The organism is Paenibacillus massiliensis 2301065 = DSM 16942, assembly GCF_000377505.1.
Lineage (GTDB): Bacteria > Bacillota > Bacilli > Paenibacillales > Paenibacillaceae > Paenibacillus > Paenibacillus massiliensis.
The window spans coordinates 55,334-73,480 of record NZ_KB898190.1; the positions used below are offsets into that span (position 1 = coordinate 55,334).

Annotated in this window: 17 protein-coding genes; 8 read left to right on the top strand and 9 right to left on the bottom strand. The window is 50.1% G+C overall.

The features are described 5' to 3' along the window. Positions 1-134 precede the first annotated feature (134 nt). Both D328_RS31765 and D328_RS0112955 read right to left on the bottom strand, forming a co-directional pair. Positions 135-269, bottom strand: a complete 135-nt coding sequence (locus D328_RS31765; protein WP_018885444.1) for a hypothetical protein — start codon at positions 267-269, stop codon at positions 135-137. A gap of 81 nt (positions 270-350) precedes the next feature. After that, the gene (locus D328_RS0112955; protein ID WP_018885445.1) at positions 351-704 is read right to left on the bottom strand and encodes a hypothetical protein; all 354 of its coding nucleotides are present in this window, start codon (positions 702-704) and stop codon (positions 351-353) included. Positions 705-872: 168 nt separating this feature from the next. Here D328_RS0112955 and asnB point away from each other — a divergent pair, with 168 nt between their 5' ends. Next, a complete protein-coding gene (gene asnB / locus D328_RS0112960) occupies positions 873-2,717 on the top strand; it encodes an asparagine synthase (glutamine-hydrolyzing) (protein ID WP_018885446.1) in 1,845 nt (614 codons plus the stop codon). Between the two features lie 301 nt (positions 2,718-3,018). On the opposite strand, the gene D328_RS0112965 is transcribed toward asnB, so the two are convergent. The 3 genes from D328_RS0112965 to D328_RS0112975 all read right to left on the bottom strand — a co-directional run bounded on the left by D328_RS0112965 (position 3,019) and on the right by D328_RS0112975 (position 5,558). Next, complete coding sequence (locus D328_RS0112965; protein WP_018885447.1) at positions 3,019-3,651, bottom strand: XTP/dITP diphosphatase; 633 nt, start codon at positions 3,649-3,651, stop codon at positions 3,019-3,021. Next, positions 3,651-4,412, bottom strand: a complete 762-nt coding sequence (gene rph, locus D328_RS0112970) for a ribonuclease PH (RefSeq protein ID WP_018885448.1) — start codon at positions 4,410-4,412, stop codon at positions 3,651-3,653. Before rph ends, D328_RS0112965 begins: the two co-directional genes overlap by 1 nt. Positions 4,413-4,505: 93 nt before the next feature. Further along, complete coding sequence (locus D328_RS0112975) at positions 4,506-5,558, bottom strand: GerMN domain-containing protein (RefSeq protein WP_018885449.1); 1,053 nt, start codon at positions 5,556-5,558, stop codon at positions 4,506-4,508. A 250-nt stretch (positions 5,559-5,808) separates the two neighbouring features. Between D328_RS0112975 and D328_RS0112980 the strand changes: the two genes are divergently transcribed. Both D328_RS0112980 and D328_RS0112985 read left to right on the top strand, forming a co-directional pair. Next, on the top strand, positions 5,809-6,369 hold the full coding sequence (locus D328_RS0112980; RefSeq protein WP_026281161.1) for a phosphatidylglycerophosphatase A family protein: 561 nt from the start codon (positions 5,809-5,811) through the stop codon (positions 6,367-6,369). 156 nt (positions 6,370-6,525) lie between these two features. Next, positions 6,526-6,978, top strand: coding sequence for a GNAT family N-acetyltransferase (locus D328_RS0112985; RefSeq protein WP_051091149.1), 453 nt, complete (start codon positions 6,526-6,528; stop codon positions 6,976-6,978). Positions 6,979-7,038: 60 nt separating this feature from the next. Here D328_RS0112985 and D328_RS0112990 read toward each other — a convergent pair whose 3' ends face one another. Together D328_RS0112990 and D328_RS0112995 are read right to left on the bottom strand one after the other, a co-directional pair. Next, the gene (locus D328_RS0112990; RefSeq protein WP_018885452.1) at positions 7,039-8,052 is read right to left on the bottom strand and encodes an MBL fold metallo-hydrolase; all 1,014 of its coding nucleotides are present in this window, start codon (positions 8,050-8,052) and stop codon (positions 7,039-7,041) included. A gap of 81 nt (positions 8,053-8,133) precedes the next feature. Further along, a complete protein-coding gene (locus D328_RS0112995) occupies positions 8,134-8,877 on the bottom strand; it encodes a class I SAM-dependent methyltransferase (protein WP_018885453.1) in 744 nt (247 codons plus the stop codon). A 131-nt stretch (positions 8,878-9,008) separates the two neighbouring features. Here D328_RS0112995 and D328_RS0113000 point away from each other — a divergent pair, with 131 nt between their 5' ends. From D328_RS0113000 to D328_RS0113010, 3 genes are all read left to right on the top strand, one after another. Next, positions 9,009-9,887 (top strand): DUF72 domain-containing protein, encoded by an 879-nt coding sequence (locus tag D328_RS0113000; protein WP_018885454.1) that lies wholly within the window; start codon positions 9,009-9,011, stop codon positions 9,885-9,887. 171 nt (positions 9,888-10,058) lie between these two features. Beyond that, positions 10,059-12,029, top strand: a complete 1,971-nt coding sequence (locus D328_RS0113005) for a methyl-accepting chemotaxis protein (RefSeq protein ID WP_018885455.1) — start codon at positions 10,059-10,061, stop codon at positions 12,027-12,029. Between the two features lie 203 nt (positions 12,030-12,232). After that, complete coding sequence (locus D328_RS0113010) at positions 12,233-13,609, top strand: dipeptidase (protein WP_018885456.1); 1,377 nt, start codon at positions 12,233-12,235, stop codon at positions 13,607-13,609. A 26-nt stretch (positions 13,610-13,635) separates the two neighbouring features. On the opposite strand, the gene D328_RS0113015 is transcribed toward D328_RS0113010, so the two are convergent. Beyond that, positions 13,636-14,130: a hypothetical protein gene (locus tag D328_RS0113015; protein ID WP_018885457.1), complete on the bottom strand. Its 495-nt coding sequence runs from the start codon at positions 14,128-14,130 to the stop codon at positions 13,636-13,638. A gap of 322 nt (positions 14,131-14,452) precedes the next feature. Here D328_RS0113015 and D328_RS0113020 point away from each other — a divergent pair, with 322 nt between their 5' ends. After that, positions 14,453-16,417: a methyl-accepting chemotaxis protein gene (locus D328_RS0113020; protein WP_018885458.1), complete on the top strand. Its 1,965-nt coding sequence runs from the start codon at positions 14,453-14,455 to the stop codon at positions 16,415-16,417. Between the two features lie 165 nt (positions 16,418-16,582). Here D328_RS0113020 and D328_RS0113025 read toward each other — a convergent pair whose 3' ends face one another. Further along, a complete protein-coding gene (locus D328_RS0113025) occupies positions 16,583-17,029 on the bottom strand; it encodes a VOC family protein (RefSeq protein ID WP_018885459.1) in 447 nt (148 codons plus the stop codon). Positions 17,030-17,123: 94 nt separating this feature from the next. Between D328_RS0113025 and D328_RS29045 the strand changes: the two genes are divergently transcribed. Next, the gene (locus D328_RS29045; protein WP_018885460.1) at positions 17,124-18,077 is read left to right on the top strand and encodes a helix-turn-helix transcriptional regulator; all 954 of its coding nucleotides are present in this window, start codon (positions 17,124-17,126) and stop codon (positions 18,075-18,077) included. Positions 18,078-18,147 lie beyond the last annotated feature (70 nt).

The window sequence follows — 18,147 nt, forward strand, 5'->3', positions numbered from 1 at the left end:
AGTGCGTTTTTGATTATAGCACAGATTGGAGGTCTATGGAAAGTGTTTTTTCTTAAATTAATAATCAGCCACTAATGTTCACATAAAAATATAGCCGCCCACATCAAGTAGACGACTATTTTTCACAAGCAGGGCTACTTATTTCCTGTACGCCATGGATTCTTTCCAGATGGATGCTTTACGTTCTGATCAAGGACTTTTTCTGCATACTCAGAGTCATGCGAATAATTGTTGCCTTTGTTCTTCTTATAGTTATCCTTAACGTTCATAATCCCCCTCCTTTCCATTACGGCCCTAATGCTCCTTATAGTGCTTGGCCTACAAGGTATGTCGCGTCATGCATGGACTTGCTAACGAGCACCGAACTCCTCCGACAGCTCTGCCTCCAGCTTTCCGAACCCTACTAGCTCAGAGGTGAATTTGCCACGTTCCTCGCCAGCTGTAGTTAAGGTTGAATCCGTAAAGGCTTGCTCTGTCGCATCCTCAAAGGCAGAATGAAGATTGTTATCGTACCAGTCGAGCTCCAGATCAGCATCATTACGTACAATGCGAAGCAATTGATACTGATGGCCGTCTGCGGCGGGAGCAACGTACACGAGCAAAGAAGGGTCATCTGCGGCTCCTGGCTCCACCTCAATCTCGGCACAGCGCATCCCATTGATTTCCGTATATCTTCTGATCTTGGCATCCTTAATGTAATACATTTGGCGTCCTCCTTCCTGAGGGTACTGGGTGCTTGCAGTCCCCCGGATCATATGTAGTTTTCGAAGCGGACAGACATTTTATGCCCTGATTCGGCATATCCTTGTTTATACTCTCGATGTCAAAAACCAGACACTGGATGAACTATGACAAGGAAGGGATGAATCTACATGTGCGGAATTACTGGATTCATACAGTGGAATACAGATCTCACCCGACAATCCAATCTGCTCCTGCAAATGACGAACACGCTCGTGAGCCGTGGACCGGATGCATCGGGCACCTGGATCTCCAATCCCTGTGCCTTTGGTCACCGGAGACTAAGCGTCATGGACCCTGAGAACGGCGCACAGCCCATGATCCGCAAGCGTGAGGACACTACGTATACGATCGTCTATAACGGGGAGATTTATAATGCGCCAGAGCTTAAGCTGGAGCTGCAGCAGAGAGGTCACTCGTTTACGACACAATGTGATACCGAGGTTCTGCTCGTTGCTTATATGGAATGGGGGCCAGACTGCGTAGACCGGTTGAACGGAATCTTTGCATTTGCGATATGGGATGGCAAGGAAGAACAGGTCTTTATGGCCAGGGACCGACTGGGGGTAAAACCTTTTTTCTATAGCGAGACCAAGGATGCTTTCATTTTCGGATCAGAGCCCAAGGCTTTGCTTCAGCATCCTGATGTAGAGGCTGTCGTGCATGCAGACGGTCTTGCGGAGATTTTTATTGTTGGCCCGGCAAGAACCCCCGGTCATGGTGTATATGCCTCCATTAAGGAGCTTAGACCAGGACAGACGCTGACCTACGACCGTAATGGAAGCCGAATTCGTACCTACTGGAAGCTGGAAAGCGCCGCACACGAAGACAATGTGGAGGACACCGCTGCCAAGGTAAAAGAGCTTCTGCAGGATACGGTGGAACGGCAATTGGCCTCGGATGTTCCGGTCTGCTCCCTGCTGTCAGGAGGACTGGATTCAAGTGCACTATCCTCACTTGCAGTGCGCTATTATAATCGAACAGGACAAGGACAGATTCACACGTATTCCGTCGATTACGTCGATAATGATAAGCACTTCAAAGCCCATTCCTTCCAGCCTGGAGCAGATGCACCATGGATACAGCGTATGGTTGAGGATTTGAACACCCAGCATCACTGGATTGAATTTGACACCCCCGAGGTTGTAGAGGCTTTGGAATATTCGACTCGCACGAGGGATCTGCCAGGAATGGCAGATGTGGACTCCTCTTTATATCTGTTTTGCCGAGAAATCAAAAAGGGAGCGACCGTGGCCATTTCCGGCGAGGCTGCTGATGAGGTCTTTGGAGGCTACCCCTGGTTCCATCGGGAGGAAATGTTGAATGCAGGCACCTTCCCGTGGGCAGTAGCTCCAGAGCTACGGGCTAATCTGCTCTCTCCCGAGATCAGGGACTGGATCAAGCCACTGGAGTATTTGCAGGATCGTTATAGCGAGGCTGTCGGAGAGGTTCCCCGTCTGCAGGGAGAGACAGGTAAAGCCGCACAGATGCGGGTGATGTCCTATCTCAACATTACACGCTTCATGCCCACATTGCTGGATCGCAAGGACCGAATGAGCATGGGCGTAGGCCTGGAGGTGCGTGTCCCTTACTGTGATCATCGTCTCGTGCAATATGTATGGAATATTCCGTGGGAGATCAAGGTGACGGGCAATCGTGAGAAAGGTATCTTGCGCAAGGCGCTAGAAGGTGTTTTGCCTGATGATGTGCTATATCGCAAAAAGAGCCCCTATCCCAAGACGCACAATCCTGCTTATCTTCATGAAGTGCGCAAGCAGGCATTGGATATGCTGGATGATCCGTCCTCTCCCATTCTGCCACTGATTGATGCAGCCCGGATACGGGAAATTGCAGCTTCGCCTGAAGCCTCATCCAATCTGCCTTGGTTCGGTCAGCTCATGTCAGGCCCGCAGCTATTCGCCTACCTGACTCAAGTCAACTATTGGCTTCGCACGTATAAGGTCGCTATTCGTTGATAACAGAACAACCTTCCGATCGCTGTTATCCCCAGTTTTCTTTTGGCCCTCTATCCAGATTTCTTTCGGCTCTCTATCTTTTGGCTCTCTATATAGTTATGTAAAATAAGCAGGCAGCCCGTCATATTCGAGCTGCCTGCTTCCTTATTTCACGATATCCTGTAATTATCCCGGCTCCTTGATCTTACCTCTTGTAATTCTTGGTGATCTGTGGAGCGCATGAGTTAGCAGATAACGGCTCTATACTCACATATAATCTGTTCCTTACGCTAGGGCGAACCGTCCAACCATCCTCGGTACTTTACAGCTCGTGACTACCCAACTGTTGAACCAAAGAACGCAGCGCTGCCCCGCGGTGACTGATCGACTGCTTCTCCTCCATCGTTAGCTCGGCCATAGTCTTCTCGTAGGCTGGCACGTAGAATACAGGATCATAACCGAAGCCACCATTCCCGGCTCTCTCGGCGGTAATCCAGCCCTCGGCTTCCCCAGAAGCCTCCAGCGTACGTCCTGTATGCGGATCATACAGGACGAGCGAGCAGACGAAGCGGGCAGGACTCAATAACGGTTGTCCCGTATCATCTCCCTGCTGCGCTCCTTCCAGCAGCTCCAGCAGCTTCTCGATGTTACCCTCATCCGTGGCATTCTCGCCAGCAAAGCGTGCAGAATATACACCTGGCGCTCCATCCAGCAAATCCACACAGAGACCGGAATCATCAGCCAGAACGGGCAGTCCCAGAGCATCCCCTACTGTTCTGGCCTTCTTCAGGGCATTATCAGAAAAAGTCGCGCCATCCTCCACCACATCAGGCAGATCCGGGTAATCAAACATGCTCTTAACCTCTTTGTTAAAAGGGGCCAGCGCATGGGCGAACTCTCGTACCTTGCCCTTGTTTTTCGTGGCGACGATAACGATATCCTTCTGACTGCTCATTAAGCATTCACCCCAGCTTGGCGACTCCCAATCTTCAGTGCGATTGGCCCCAGCACTTCCTTCTGGCGCTCAATTAGCTGCAGAATGCCATTCTCGCCGAGTGTCAGCATCTCTTCCAGCTCCTTGCGATCGAATGGGCTGTCCTCTCCAGTGCCTTGTAGCTCTACGAATTTGCCGCTGCCCGTCATGACCAGATTCATATCGACCTTCGCTTTGGAATCTTCATCATAATTAAGATCAAGTACCGTGTTCCCCCCGGCTACTCCCACGCTCACTGAGGCCAGAAAGTCCGTAATAGGAAATACCTGAAGCTTATGCTGCTGGGCAATCTTATCGACCGCGATGGACAATGCCACAAAGGCACCTGTGATGGAAGTGGTTCTCGTACCGCCATCTGCCTGTATAACATCACAGTCCAGTGTGATTGTGCGTTCCCCAAGTGCCTGCAAGTCAACGACCGAGCGCAATGCTCTGCCGATCAGACGCTGAATCTCCATCGTGCGTCCTCCCAGCTTACCGCGAGCTGCCTCACGCTGGTTACGGGTATGTGTTGCTCTAGGTAGCATCGAATATTCTGCATTGATCCAACCCTTGCCTTGACCTTTCATGAAGGGAGGTACCCGCTCTTCTACACTGGCAGTACACATCACCTTCGTATCTCCCATTTCAATATATACGGACCCTTCCGCATATTTGTTCACACCTGTGGTCAACTTCATTGGCCTTAGCTCATCACTGTTGCTGCGTCCATTAGATCTCATGTTTTCCTCCTACATCGTTTGCGTCCTGCATGTTCACTCTATTCTAACAGAGGAATTGTAAAAATCCAAAAACAGGAACGCTCCGTGATCGCTCTAGATTGGAATTTCATTAATATGTTCAGGCCTTGCCACAGGTAAACCGTAATTTTGATTATCCTCGCCCATGACTGTCTTTTGCCCATTCAGCTCAATGCGGATCTTTGCTGTTCCGCCCGCATTATCTGCTGCGGTAAGCACGATGGACTGCAGGAATTCCGCTGGGACGATCTCGCCATGCTCGAACATATCGTCTGTAATCGCGACACTGACCACCCCATCCTCTGTCTTCTTGACAGATTCCAGCTTCGTCTGGCCAGTCAGCACCTGATTGAGTCCTTGCTTGGACTGAGGACCATGAATAAGCTCAGTCAGGGCAGAGCTTAGCTTGTCAGGACCAGACTGAACGAGCCTCGTAACAGGCACATAGTAGGCCACGCCTGCAGGAGAAGCAGCGGAGAAATAGACCGTTACAGGGCTGGAAGACATCGCGGACACTCCGTTTCCAAGCTCCAGATTAATCCCCAAAGCTCTTGTCAACAGACGGTCGGTCGGTGTCCCATTGACTGGCATCTCATTCAGTTTGCGGCCATCCACCCATATCTGCACACTCTGTACATCCGGACGCTCCGTTAAAGTCCATGTCAGGGCTTCCAGTATTTTGCGTTCATCCTGTGCGGGATAGTCAAGGAACGAGGGGTTGAATTCCACCACAGCAACCTTGCTATCCTGATCAATACTTACGCTTTCCACCTCGGTCCCCTGCGGGAGAATTCCCTGAAATCCCTCAGGGATAATGCCTGAGAATGGTCCGCCTTTAACGAGCATTTCAAGTGAAGTCTTCGCATTCGCTGCCGAATCTCCAGGTGCAATCGGAAGTGATACTGGAGCTAGCAGACCATTCTGATCCGACAAATAGACAGCCTCCAGTCGATCTCCAGTCGGTACGCTCTCTCCTGATGCTGCCTTCAGCATCGCTTCTTCTACCGAAGCTGGCGGTGGATCAATGGACTGTGCAGAAGAATTGAATAGACCGCATCCAGCCAGCAACAATGGCACCATAAGCATGCCAACAGCCGGAACTAATCTAATAGTTCTTTTACCCTTCATAAGTGTTAGCCCTCCCTAACCTAGTAATTGCAGCCATACTCACATCCGCCAATGATTACGGACTTTTCGTAGTGATGTTCCCGTAAACAAAACCATAGCTAGCATTGTGAACAGGCTGGAGATTGTACTAATATGTATACGAGCCTGTATGCAAAAAATAACCAGCAAATTCTTCATGCAGAGCTCACTAGAAATCTCTGATTCAGGAAATAATCATACGACAAGAACGGCTGAGAGAGGGTGCTTCATGATGAAGGAAGAAAAGGTTCCGTATAGTCTGAACAGCAAGAAGGTCGCCGATGCTACCCGAGAGTGGCTACACAAGCGCGGTGTCATGATTAGCGAAATTGCAGAGCTGGTCATGCTGCTCCAGCAAAAGTATTACCCCACCCTTACGATGGAGGAATGCATTCACAATGTAGAGCAGGTACTTGCCAAGCGTGAGGTGCAAAATGCTGTGCTGACTGGCATTCAGCTCGATATACTTGCAGAGCAAGGTGCCTTGATCTCTCCCCTTCAGGAAATGATTGAGAATGATGAAGGCTTGTACGGAGTAGATGAGATTCTCGCCTTTTCCATCGTCAATGTATATGGAAGCATCGGCTTCACGAACTATGGATACGTGGACAAGCTGAAGCCAGGGGTGCTGGAGCGTCTGAACGATAAGTCGAGCCTCCCGATTCATACCTTCCTGGACGATATCGTTGGCGCGATTGCTGCCTCCGCAAGTAGTCGCATTGCCCACCGCAAGCAAGCAGAGCGGGAGCGGGAGCTTGGTGAAGATACGCTCGGAGACAACATCGCTCCTTGATCACGTCCCGATCGCATGACCCTATGGGCGCTAAGATATGAATCCGCTCGCTGAAGGATGATTAATAACGTTGGGAAATGTAACTGTAAGATAGAGGGCTTAGTTGAAATGGAGAGTGAGAGGGTACTATTGAGTAAGCCAAGTAACGTAAGTGGAATGAATAGCATAAGTGGCAAAAGTGACATGAAGGTCTCATGGAGCATTCGTCCCATGACAATAGAGGATTATGAACAGGCGTTCAGCCTGTGGGAGCACATGGAGGGACTAGCTGTCAGCGAGGCAGATTCACGTGAGCAGATTGAGCGCTATCTGAATCACAACCCCGGCTGCAGCTTCGTATGTGATATCGGCAATGGTATTGCAGGGACCGTGCTGGCCGGGCATGATGGACGCCGTGGCTTCTTGTATCATCTGGCGGTCGACTCTGCTTGGCGAGGGCGTGGTATCGGTGAGCATTTGGTCGAGCACGCCTTACAGGCCCTACGACAGGAAGGCATTGATAAATGCCATATCTTCGTCATTAGCGGTAACGAGCAGGGAGAGCGCTTCTGGCTGTCCCACGGCTGGGAGAAGCGGGATAGCTTCCATGTCTTTTCCCGCTCCCTTTAAAGTTCTCATAATAAGTTAATTCTTGAGTAGTAAGTAGTACCTTCGTCAGATTCGATCAAGCTACGAGTTGACTGACCACGGGGACGTTGAGTGGTGGAAGAGTAGCTCTTCCGCCTCTGTTCCCCCTTTTTGCATTGCCCGCCCACGCCGAATCAACTCGAACAGATGCGCCAGTGTCTCTGACATGGCGAAGCGCATCTGATGAGGTGTCAGCTTCTGACTGAACAACTGAATGCAGAGCTGGAAGGCTGTCGTCGGTCCTGCAACGAGCAACTCCTCCAAACGGGTCAACCGCTCCTCATGATGGGATAGCAAGATCGACGTTCGATCTTGAAAATTAGAAAAAGGGTTCCTATGGCCTGGGTAAGCCTTCGTTACCTCATACTTTCCGAGCTCCCTTAACCCATCCATATACTGCTGTAAAGGATTCGTCTCACCACCCGGCACATAGCTGATATTGGGTGAGATCTGCGGTAGCACCGCATCTCCACATAGCATCGTACGCCGCTCCGGCTGATAAAAGGACAGATGACCAGCAGCATGTCCACCGGTCTGGATCATCTGCCAGAATTGACCTCCCATGTTGAAGCTCTGCTGCTCATCCAGCAGGGTCACTTCCGGTTGGGGCGTCACCTGCTGCTCCCCCTCCTGCATATGTGCAGGCAGAGCCTCGAGCCACGTCGTTGTCATGCCATGTCTGGCATACAGCTCAGGCAGCTGTTGAACCATGTTCGCAGAGGCTCCCCACATTCTCCTCGCTTCCTCCTGGCTTCTTTGGGACATGTAGACCGGCGCACCACTTCGCTCCTGTAGCCAGCCTGTCATTCCATAATGATCAGGATGATGGTGAGTCGCCACAATACCTTTAATCTGCTTAAAGGACAGGGATAACTGCTCAAGCAACCACTTCCACTCCTGCTCAGCCAGCTCCGTGTGGGGACCAGGATCGATAATAGTCACACCCTCTCTGTCTCGAAGAATATAACTATTCACCCAGCGCAGGGGGAACGCCATCGTTATTTTCGCCTGAATCAGATCATCCTCATCCCAATAAGTAAGCTCTGGCAATTTCATGAGGTCCAACACTCCTTCTTTTGGCACCAGCTTGTCTTTGTCGCCATTTATGTATAGCTTCTATGTAGCTTCTCCTTCGCACTACTCCTTCCGGTAACCTACAAAGATCATGCGGGGAGAATTCTGCTCATCATATTTGTCCTCCTGATAGCTCCCATGCACTTGCTGAACATGAAGCCCTGCCTCCTGCAGCATTTGCATGAATTCTTCATAGGTATACAGCTTGACACGCTCTTGGTGAGTCCGCACGTCCCCTTGACCATCCTTCATGGGGCGCAGCGTGATCTGCTTACTGACATATCCGTCCTCCACCTTGCGGTGCTCTTCAATCTGCAGCCCCTCTATGGATCGGACAGAATGCGGCACCAAATGACGAATGACATAGGACGGGTTCATATAATCAATGATGAATCGTCCGTCTGGCTTCAATATTCGGCGAATCTCATGCAATACCTTCTCCTGCTCCTGATCATCCCGGAAATACCCGAACGAAGTAAAGAGGTTCACTACCGCATCATATCCGCCTTCTAATGGAAGATTTCTCATATCTGCACATACCCACTCTACCTGTTCCTGCTCATCAAGATGAGATGCTTCTTGCAAAAGTACCTTGGACAGGTCGACTCCTGTCACCTTATAGCCCATCTGGGCAAGTACGATGGAGTGTCTTCCCATGCCACAGCACAGATCCAGCACACGGGCTCCCTTCGGAAGGTCCAGCCAGGATATCATTTGATGGACCTCACGGTTCGCTCCGGCTACATCGCGATGCTTATATACAATCAGATAATCTTCTCCAAAGCTGTCCTTATACCATTCTGTCATGATTTCTATCCCCCCAAATACAAGTCTATCTAGCTACTGACATTCCATTTGGCCTGTAAAATTCTCTGATATTGTATCACATGCTACAATAATTACATGTTGCATAATTCATGACAAATGAGGTGCTACGAATGATTCATGTCGGATTAACCGGATGGGGGGACCACGAAAGCCTAGAACCCTACGGCACTAAGCCCTCAGCCAAGCTCTATGTGTACGGGACGCATTTTCCCATCGTTGAGTTGGACAGCTCCTTCTATGCAGTACAACCAGCGGAACGAATGGCAAAATGGGCAGCGGAGACGCCAGATGGCTTCTCCTTCATCGTGAAGGCGTATCAGGGAATGACCGGACATACACGAGGCAAGATACCTTATTTCATCTCGGAAGAGGATATGTATCACGCCTTCTTACAGTCCATAGCCCCCATGGTAGAGGCTGGCAAGCTCAAGGCAGTCTTGTTCCAATACCCACCATGGTTCGATTGCACCTTTGAAAATGTACAGATTCTACGTGATACCCGTAGTCGGATGAAGGATATTCCCTGTATCGTCGAGTTCCGTCATCAGAGCTGGTACGCGGACGAATTCTGTGAACGGACACTGGCCTTCCTATCCCGTGAGCAGTGGATGCATAGTGTGTGTGACGAGCCGCAGGCCGGATGGGGATCGATCCCCATCGTCCCCAAGGCCACTCACCCGGAGCTGACACTCGTCAGGCTGCATGGACGCAATGTCAGCGGCTGGAATCAGAGTGATGCTCCGAACTGGCGTGAGGTACGATACCTCTATAATTATAATGAGCAGGAGCTCACCGACTGGAAGCACATCATTCTGGAGCTGCAGCAGCAGTGCAAGGAAGTATGCGTCATCTTCAACAACAACTCAGGTGGGCACGCTGCGTCTAACGCTAAGCAGTTGATGACGCTACTGGGCATGAATCCGAAGCCCCTGCCTGTTCGTCTAGCACCTGAGGATGGAGAAGACCCGGAGCAGATGAGCCTCTTCTAAGCTTCAAGTTATTTCCTTAGAATCCCCTCTCTCTTTTCCCCCGGAAGTGGCCGATATATATAGTATCAGCATGCTGCGGTATTTCATGTAATTAGCCCGCATATGCGTTATATCAAGCAGATGCTCCATTAACCGATGGGTGCAGTTCGTGCAGAAAGCCGGGGGATTGGAATGAAACTTGGATTCTTGACGCTTCGAAAAAAATTAATCGCAGCATTTCTTTTTTGCTTGCTTGTCCCCACGTCTATCATTGGTGTGTTCTCATATCTGGCTGCTGGAGATCAGATTCGTAATGAGTTATTGAATAGTGCACAAGCAGGCACTAATGCAGCCGATATGGCTGTCACCCAGACACTTCGTGTTAAGATGAAAGACATTGAATATTATGCAACCGTGTTCAGTCCAGACATGACTATGGAGCCGGAAGACTCCGGTATTCTTAATGTACTGGATACATATTTGAATACACATGGTGACGTTCTAAACATGTATCTGGCTACTCCAGATGGTCGGATTGCGCCGGGACGTCCCCTCACCTCCAGCAATTATGACCCTCGTGAGAGACCATGGTACCAGCTTGCGATGAGCAATCCTGGTCAGACGGTTATGACGCCTGTAGAGCTGAATTCGCAGCAGGTCCCTGTCGTGTTCATTTCCCGAACATTACCGGATGGAAGTGGCGTTGTGGGACTATCCCTGGATCTTAGCGCACTGCAAGCCATGACGAACATGAAGATTGGGCAAGAGGGCTACGTCCTGATTTTGGATAACACGCATAAGGTTGTTGTACACCCGACACTGGCCAGTGCCGACCAGCCGGAAGGCACATGGGTTAATCAATTGTTCAGTGCTTCAGAGGGGCTATTCTCCTACACAGATGCTGATAGCAGTAGAGAGATGAGCTTTACGACGAATGAGCTGTCTGGCTGGAAGATTGCCGGAAGCCTTGACACCGCCGAGATTCAGGCAGCTGTAAGGCCGCTCTTGAACTTCATTGTCATTGTAATGGTCGTATCGGCCTTGCTGGTTGGTGTCGCTGCGGTCATTATCGTCCGTTCCCTACTGCGACCACTTCACCGTCTCGGTCGGTCTGCCGAGAGCATCAGTCAGGGAGACCTGGCTAGCCAGGTCCCGATTGATAGCCGCGATGAAGTAGGCGTACTCGCCAGTCACTTCCAGACTATGGTGGACAATCTGAGAGGTATGGTAGGCGGCATTCAGGATATGACCGTCAATCTGTCCTCCTCCGCCCAGCAGCTGGCAGCTGGCGCTCAGCAAACAACGAGTGCGATAGAGCATGTCACGGTAGCCATGCAGGATGTGGCTTCAGGTACAGAGCAGCAAGCCATGCGGGTGCAGGAAGGTCAGGACAACATGCAAGTCATTGCTGGCAAGTCACACGCCATGACCGAACTGATTATCCAGATGTCGGAGCTATCTGAGCAAGCTATCGTGGCCTCGGATCAGGGCAGTGAACATATCGGGACCAGTATCATGCACATTGATGGCATTCAAGCCATCGTCGAGGAGCTGGATAGCGTGATCAACACGCTAAATGAACGTTCCGGACACATCGGCAGTATCATCACATTGATCTCCGAGATTGCCAAGCAGACCAACCTGCTGGCCTTGAATGCCTCCATTGAAGCAGCACGAGCCGGAGAGCAAGGCAAGGGCTTTGCCGTAGTAGCTACGGAGGTCGGCAAGCTCGCAGCGAACTCCTCTACATCTGCGCAGCAGATTCGGGATCAGATCTCCAGCATTCAGGAAAGCGTGAACCAAGCTCATCAATCCATGGACACGGTGAAGGCAAGAGTTCAGGAGGGAATTGCCTCCATTGATCTGTCAGGACGCTCCTTCTCTCGTATTCGTCGGAATGTGGCCAAGACCGCCAAGCAGCTGGTTACCATCACACGTTCCTCCGAGGAGGTAACAGCAGGAGCCAATAGGGCAGCCGAAGCCATGGCTGATATCTCTCGTCTAGCCCAGGAGGCAGCCGCAAATACCGAGACCGTCTCTGCTGCAGCTCAGCAGCAGCTAGCTTCTATGGAAGAGATCGGCTCGTCTGCTGCGGATCTGACACACCTGGCAGAGCAGTTACGTACACAGGTCGAGAAGTTCCGCATTGATTCAAATGAATAGAGAACAGCAGGGTAGATAGCGTCACAAGAATTGGATTGAGACTATGCTCAGCTTCATCAAAAAAGGTTCTTCTCCGGGTCTGCAATATACTCAGACCTGCGCAGAAGAACCTTTTGTGTCGTTCTTTCCGTTTTGCCTTCAAAACGTGTACAATAGACAGGGACAGATTATGGAAAGAAAAGATTGAAGGAGGTCCTAAGTAGATGAGTTCCAACATCTATACTACATATTTTGCAGACCATCGGGAGCAGCACCTGTCAGAGCTGAAGGAATGGCTGACCATCCCCAGTATTTCTGCACTAAGCAATCACAAACAAGACGTGAACAGAGCAGCATCATGGCTGGCTGATCACCTGAAGGCAGCAGGTCTTGAGCACATCGAGATCATTGAGACAGCTGGCCATCCCATCGTATATGCGGATCATCTGCATGCTCCAGGGAAGCCCACCTTGTTAGTCTATGGGCACTATGATGTGCAGCCCGTCGATCCACTCCATCTATGGGAGACACCTCCGTTCGAGCCGACGGAGCGTGACGGCAAGCTGTATGCACGCGGAGCAACAGATGATAAGGGACAGATCTTCATGCACGTCAAAGCTATCGAGGCCATTCTCCGTGAAGACGGCAAGCTTCCGGTCAATATCAAGTTCTGCATAGAGGGTGAAGAAGAGATTGGTAGTCCTAATCTGTTAAAATTCCTCAACACTTCAGAAGCGGCAACCAAGCTGTCTGCGGATGCAGTGCTGGTCTCCGATACCTCCCTGATCGAGAAAGGCAAACCAGCGATCTGCACAGGGCTGCGCGGACTATGCTCCATGGAGCTGTCCCTGCACACAGCCAATACAGATCTACATTCCGGCAGCTATGGTGGTGGAGTGCCGAACGCACTTCATGCCATGGTCACGCTATTAGCTACCCTGCATGATGAGCAAGGACGTGTCGGTGTGGATGGCTTCTACGATGACGTTGAGCCTCTCTCCCCAGCCATGAAGACGGAGCTGGAGAAGATGGATCTGGACGAAGAGAAGCTACGCCAGGGTCTCGGTCTGGAGAGTCTATATGGCGAAGAGGGCTTTAACTTCGTGGAGCGTGTCGGTGTACGTCCAACTCTGGAGCTGAATGGTGTATACGGTGGCTTTCAGGGCGAAGGCAGCAAGACGGTCATTCCTAAGGAAGCTCATGCGAAGATTACCTGCCGACTGGTAGCGAATCAGGACCCACAGGACATCCTGGACAAGATCGAGCGGCATTTGAATTCGCATGTACCTACTGGTGCTCGCATTGATGTTCGCCAGAAGGAGAAGGCCCGTGCCTTCAACATTGATCCGGATCAGCCTTTCCTGCAACAGGCGGCAGATGCGTTCGAGCGGGTCTACGGCAGACGGGCCATCTTTACCAAGGATGGTGGCTCCATTCCCATCGTTGAGACCTTCGCACGGGCTTTGTCCGCACCAGTTGTATTGATGGGCTTCGGTCTGCCAGATGAGAATCTGCACGCACCGAACGAGCATTTCAATCTGGAGAATTTCGATAAAGGTCTGTTGACGATCGTCGAATACATTCGTTCGCTGCAAGCCTGAATATAGAATAAAAAAACAACCGGCGCTCAGCCGGTTGTTTCTCTTTCCACGAAATATTTATTGGTCATATAGTATGCTTCGCCACGTGATGTTTCTACCATTCCCTTCTTTGAATCCAGGAACACGATCTCCTTACATTTGGTACAGTACCACTTGGTTCGCTTGAACGGAGACTCCGTTACATATGCGGTACCACACTTACAGTCAATTTTGATCAAAATCTCTGTTTCTTTGTAGGCGTTCGATAGCTGCTTCAAGCTGCTGTCTGTCTGTTGCTGTTGGACAGGCGTGATTACTTCCTGATAGCTGGAAGAAGAATTATGTACTTTGAAATCAGCAACCAAGTCTGCGTGCAGGCCGAAAAATTCTTTTCCAATCTCGGTGACGAACTTCGTTCCACTCTTGTAACAATTCATCCACTCCTGGATCTGCTGATTAGACAAAGGCACAGTGCCCTTAATGCCACTGTTTAATGTGTAGGTCATGATGTATAAAGTATCCTCTTGTCTGTTTGCGTACATGAAGAGCCTCCTTTGGATTCACTGCTAATGTACTATAAAGATATGAAAACATCAATGCTATCCCTTATTTTAACCTTAATGTGGCAAAAACCGTGGTTTGACGATTTTGATTTATTTTTTACATTCCTTCCTCCGGTCATAGGCTGTTATCTGCTCTGCTGCTCTGCTGCTCTGCTGCTCTGCTGCTCTGCTCCTCTACTTTTCTCATTCTTTACAAATTCCCCCTCTCTCATAACTTTTAGTGTTCAGCCCGATATATATGGATGTACCTGTAAAACAATTCCCAATACCAGAACAGAAACAGACAACGGAGGAGAGACATATGAAGTTAGGCTTTTTTACTTTGCGCAGAAAATTGCTCGGATCATTTCTAATCTGTATGGTGATCCCTGCTTTACTGGTTAGCATAATTGCTTATGAAGTCGCCGCTGACAAAATTGAAGCTGAATTGATGTCAGGAGCTCAATCCAGCATCACGGCTGCTGACATGATCACTACCCAGACGATTAGTACCAAGGTCAAGGATATTGAATTTTATGCGAGCACCCTGAGCACCGAGATGGCATCCAATCCCGAGGAATCCGTACTACTACATGAGCTTCAGCTGTATCTGTCTACTCATGCAGAGGTTACGAATATTTTCGTAGGTACGAAAGATGGCCTCATGGTGCGAGGTCTGGAGCGTAACTCCTCGGAGCCCTATGATCCGCGAGAAAGAGCCTGGTACAAGGATGCCATGGACAAGCCTGGTGAGACGGTAATCTCATCCGTATCTTTGAATACCGAGAACATCCCTGTCGTGTTCATCTCACGTGTGCTTGCTGATGGAAACGGGGTCCTGGGGATGTCCCTGAATCTTACAGCATTGCAGGAAATGACCAACATAAAGGTCGGTGATCATGGATACATACTGATCCTTGATGGCAGCAAGCAGATTATCAGTCATCCGACACAGCCTGCTGGAGAAGTAGCGGAGACGGATATCAGCGATGGTTTGTTCAAGGATGCCTCCGGTCAATTCGATCATACTGATGACGCAGGAGCCGCTGAACGTATGAAGTATATAACCAACGAGTTAACAGGCTGGAAAATTGCAGGGGTACTGCAAACTTCCGAAATCTCACAGGCCATCGCTCCAATTACCTATGCGACCTTCATCGTGCTTGGTGTGTCTACTGTGGTTATTGGCCTGCTTTCCTACTGGTTGATTCACTCGATGCTGAAGCCACTGCAACGACTCAGACAGGTGGCTGAGCAGGTCAGCCATGGAGATCTGACACAGCAGACAACAATCACCAGTCGGGATGAAATCGGCTTATTAGCTAGTTATTTCGGAACCATGGTACACAATCTCCGCTCAATGGTAGTGAGCATACAGGATCTAACCTCGAATCTGTCTGCCTCTTCTCAGGAGCTTGCGGCAGGTGCAGAGCAGACTACCCGTGCCATTGAGCATGTAACCGTAGCAATCCAGGATGTAGCCTCAGGCAGTGAGAAGCAGGCCGAAAAGGTCCAGCACGGTCAGGAGAGCCTACAGGGCATTGCAGAGCAGATGACTTCCATGACTAATCTTGTCGCACAAATGGCGGAGTTCACCGAGCAGAGCATTACCGCGTCTGACAATGGTAGCGAGCAGATTGGTCACAGCGTAGTCCACGTTGATGGCATCCGTTCCATTGTCGAGGAGCTCGATACTATTATCGCTGCGCTCAACGAACGCTCTGTGCACATTGGTACCATTGTCACACTGATGGCGGACATTGCAAGACAGACCAACCTGTTGTCTCTCAATGCTTCCATTGAAGCTGCAAGAGCTGGTGAGCATGGTAAAGGCTTTGCCGTCGTGGCCTCCGAGGTTCGCCAGCTGGCTGAGAACTCATCCGCTTCCGCTGGACAGATTAACGAGCAGATCGCGGGCATCCAGCAGCAGGTCACTGAAGCCCTGCAAGCAATGCAGACCGTGAAGGAACGCGTCGGAGAAGGTATTCTGTCCATTGACTCGTCAGGCCGCTCCTTCTCTCGCATTCGCAGAAGCGTCATGAAGGCTGCGAAGCAGCTGGAGTCGGTATCCGGCGCTGTGCAGGAGATATCCCACGGGGCTGAAGATGTCGTGCTTACGATGACCGAAGTGACCCATCTGGCACAGGAAGCTGCAGCACATACAGAGACTGTCTCTGCCGCAGCCCAGCAGCAATTGGCTTCCATGGAGGAGATTGGTTCCTCCGCTGCAGACCTGACTCACCTGGCAGAGCAGCTACAGGAGCTTGCCGGCAGGTTCCGCATTTAAGAATGTCCAGAATACGCTAAGATAGAATACTAGACGAATGTGCCTAGATAAATACCCTATACCTGACGTAGTTTCTAGCACAGCTGAGCACTTACAACGAAGAGCCTCCCCTCCACATCAGTGGACTGGTGAGGCTCTTCTCTGTATGCTCCATTTTTGCTCCGTTTACTTAGCCAGACGCTTGTCATACATCAATTGAATCAGAATACCGAATGGATCTTGTACAATTCCATAGGCTTCGCTGAAGACGATCTCGCCCAAAGGTCGGATCACCTCGATTCTCGGGTCCTTGACTAGTGAATGATACATGCGTTCAATCTCCTGCCGATCTGCAGATTGAATGCAGAGGGATATATGATTTCCTGCTTGGTAGCTTGATTGAGGGAGCATCGTCTCCTCCGCTAGCATAAGCTTATGCACCCCAACCTCCAGTATGGAATGGGATACCCACTGCTCTGTTCCTTCCTTCACCACCAGAGTCGGTTCCATTCTCTTCATCTCTTCATAGGTCACCTTGAAGATGACCTTGGCCTGAAGATGACGCGTATAAAATTCAATAGCCTCTGCCGCTCTTCCATTCATCGATAAAAATGTAACTACCTCGTAGCTCATCATGTCACTCCTTTATTCATGTATGATGTTACGTGTGATCTATGTATACTATAATCACGAAAGGTATCAAAATTAGACACCATTGGTGGAGACTATGAAAAAATACGAAAACATATACAAGATCATGAATTATGCCTATAAAAAAGATCGCTTCACACTGCAGGATCTAATGACAGAGTTCAGTATTTCCAAAAGCACCGCCCTCCGCTACGTCAAAGCTCTTGAAGATATCGGTGTACCCCTATACTCGGAAATGGGCCGCTACGGCGGTTACACTATTCTGGACACCTATAAGCTGCCACCCGTGACTTTTTCTCCACAGGAGGCCTACGCCCTGTTCTTCTCTATGAAGAGCATGGAGCTGTTAGGGGCTATGCCCTTCCAAGCCGAATACGGTGCCATACGCTCCAAATTCCTGGATTCGGTATCGCCGAACATCAGGAGTACACTGGAGCAGTTGAACTCCCGTATTTCATTTGGTACTGTGAAGTTAGCTGACGATTGCCCAATGCTGGAGCCTATTCTTCGAGCGATTCTGAAGCCGTCTGTAGTGAGCATCGTATATCAGACCGCGCACAAGCAGACTGAACGCCGCATCCAGCCTATAGGCATGCTCGCCAAGTATGGCAGGTGGTACTGTCCGTCATGGGACCTCGACAAACAGGAATACAGGCTGTTCCGCTGTGACCGGATCATCCAATTGACTGTACTTGACGATCTGCCTTTGGAGTGGCTGCAGGCTCTGGATTTGACCAATCACTTCCAGTTGATACACAAGAGTAATCAGGCGATGGATTACATTATTACCATTGCTACAGAGGGCGAGCCCATCTACGAGCGTTCTCATTATCCCAATATGTCGCTTGCGAAGCAGGATGGGCAGAGCTTGATTACCGGCTGGATTGAACCTTCTGAGATGGATTTCCTGCTCCAATATTGTCATCAATTCGGGCCTTATCTGCTCGATATCCATCCTTATTCCATTAAGCAGAGGTTCACTCAGCAGCTCGTCAGCATGAAGGAACGACTGGGCAAAAGCATTCCATAGCGAAGGAACTCAAATAACCTAAGTAATGGTACGTAAGATAATGAAGGAATTGAAATGATAGAACACACTG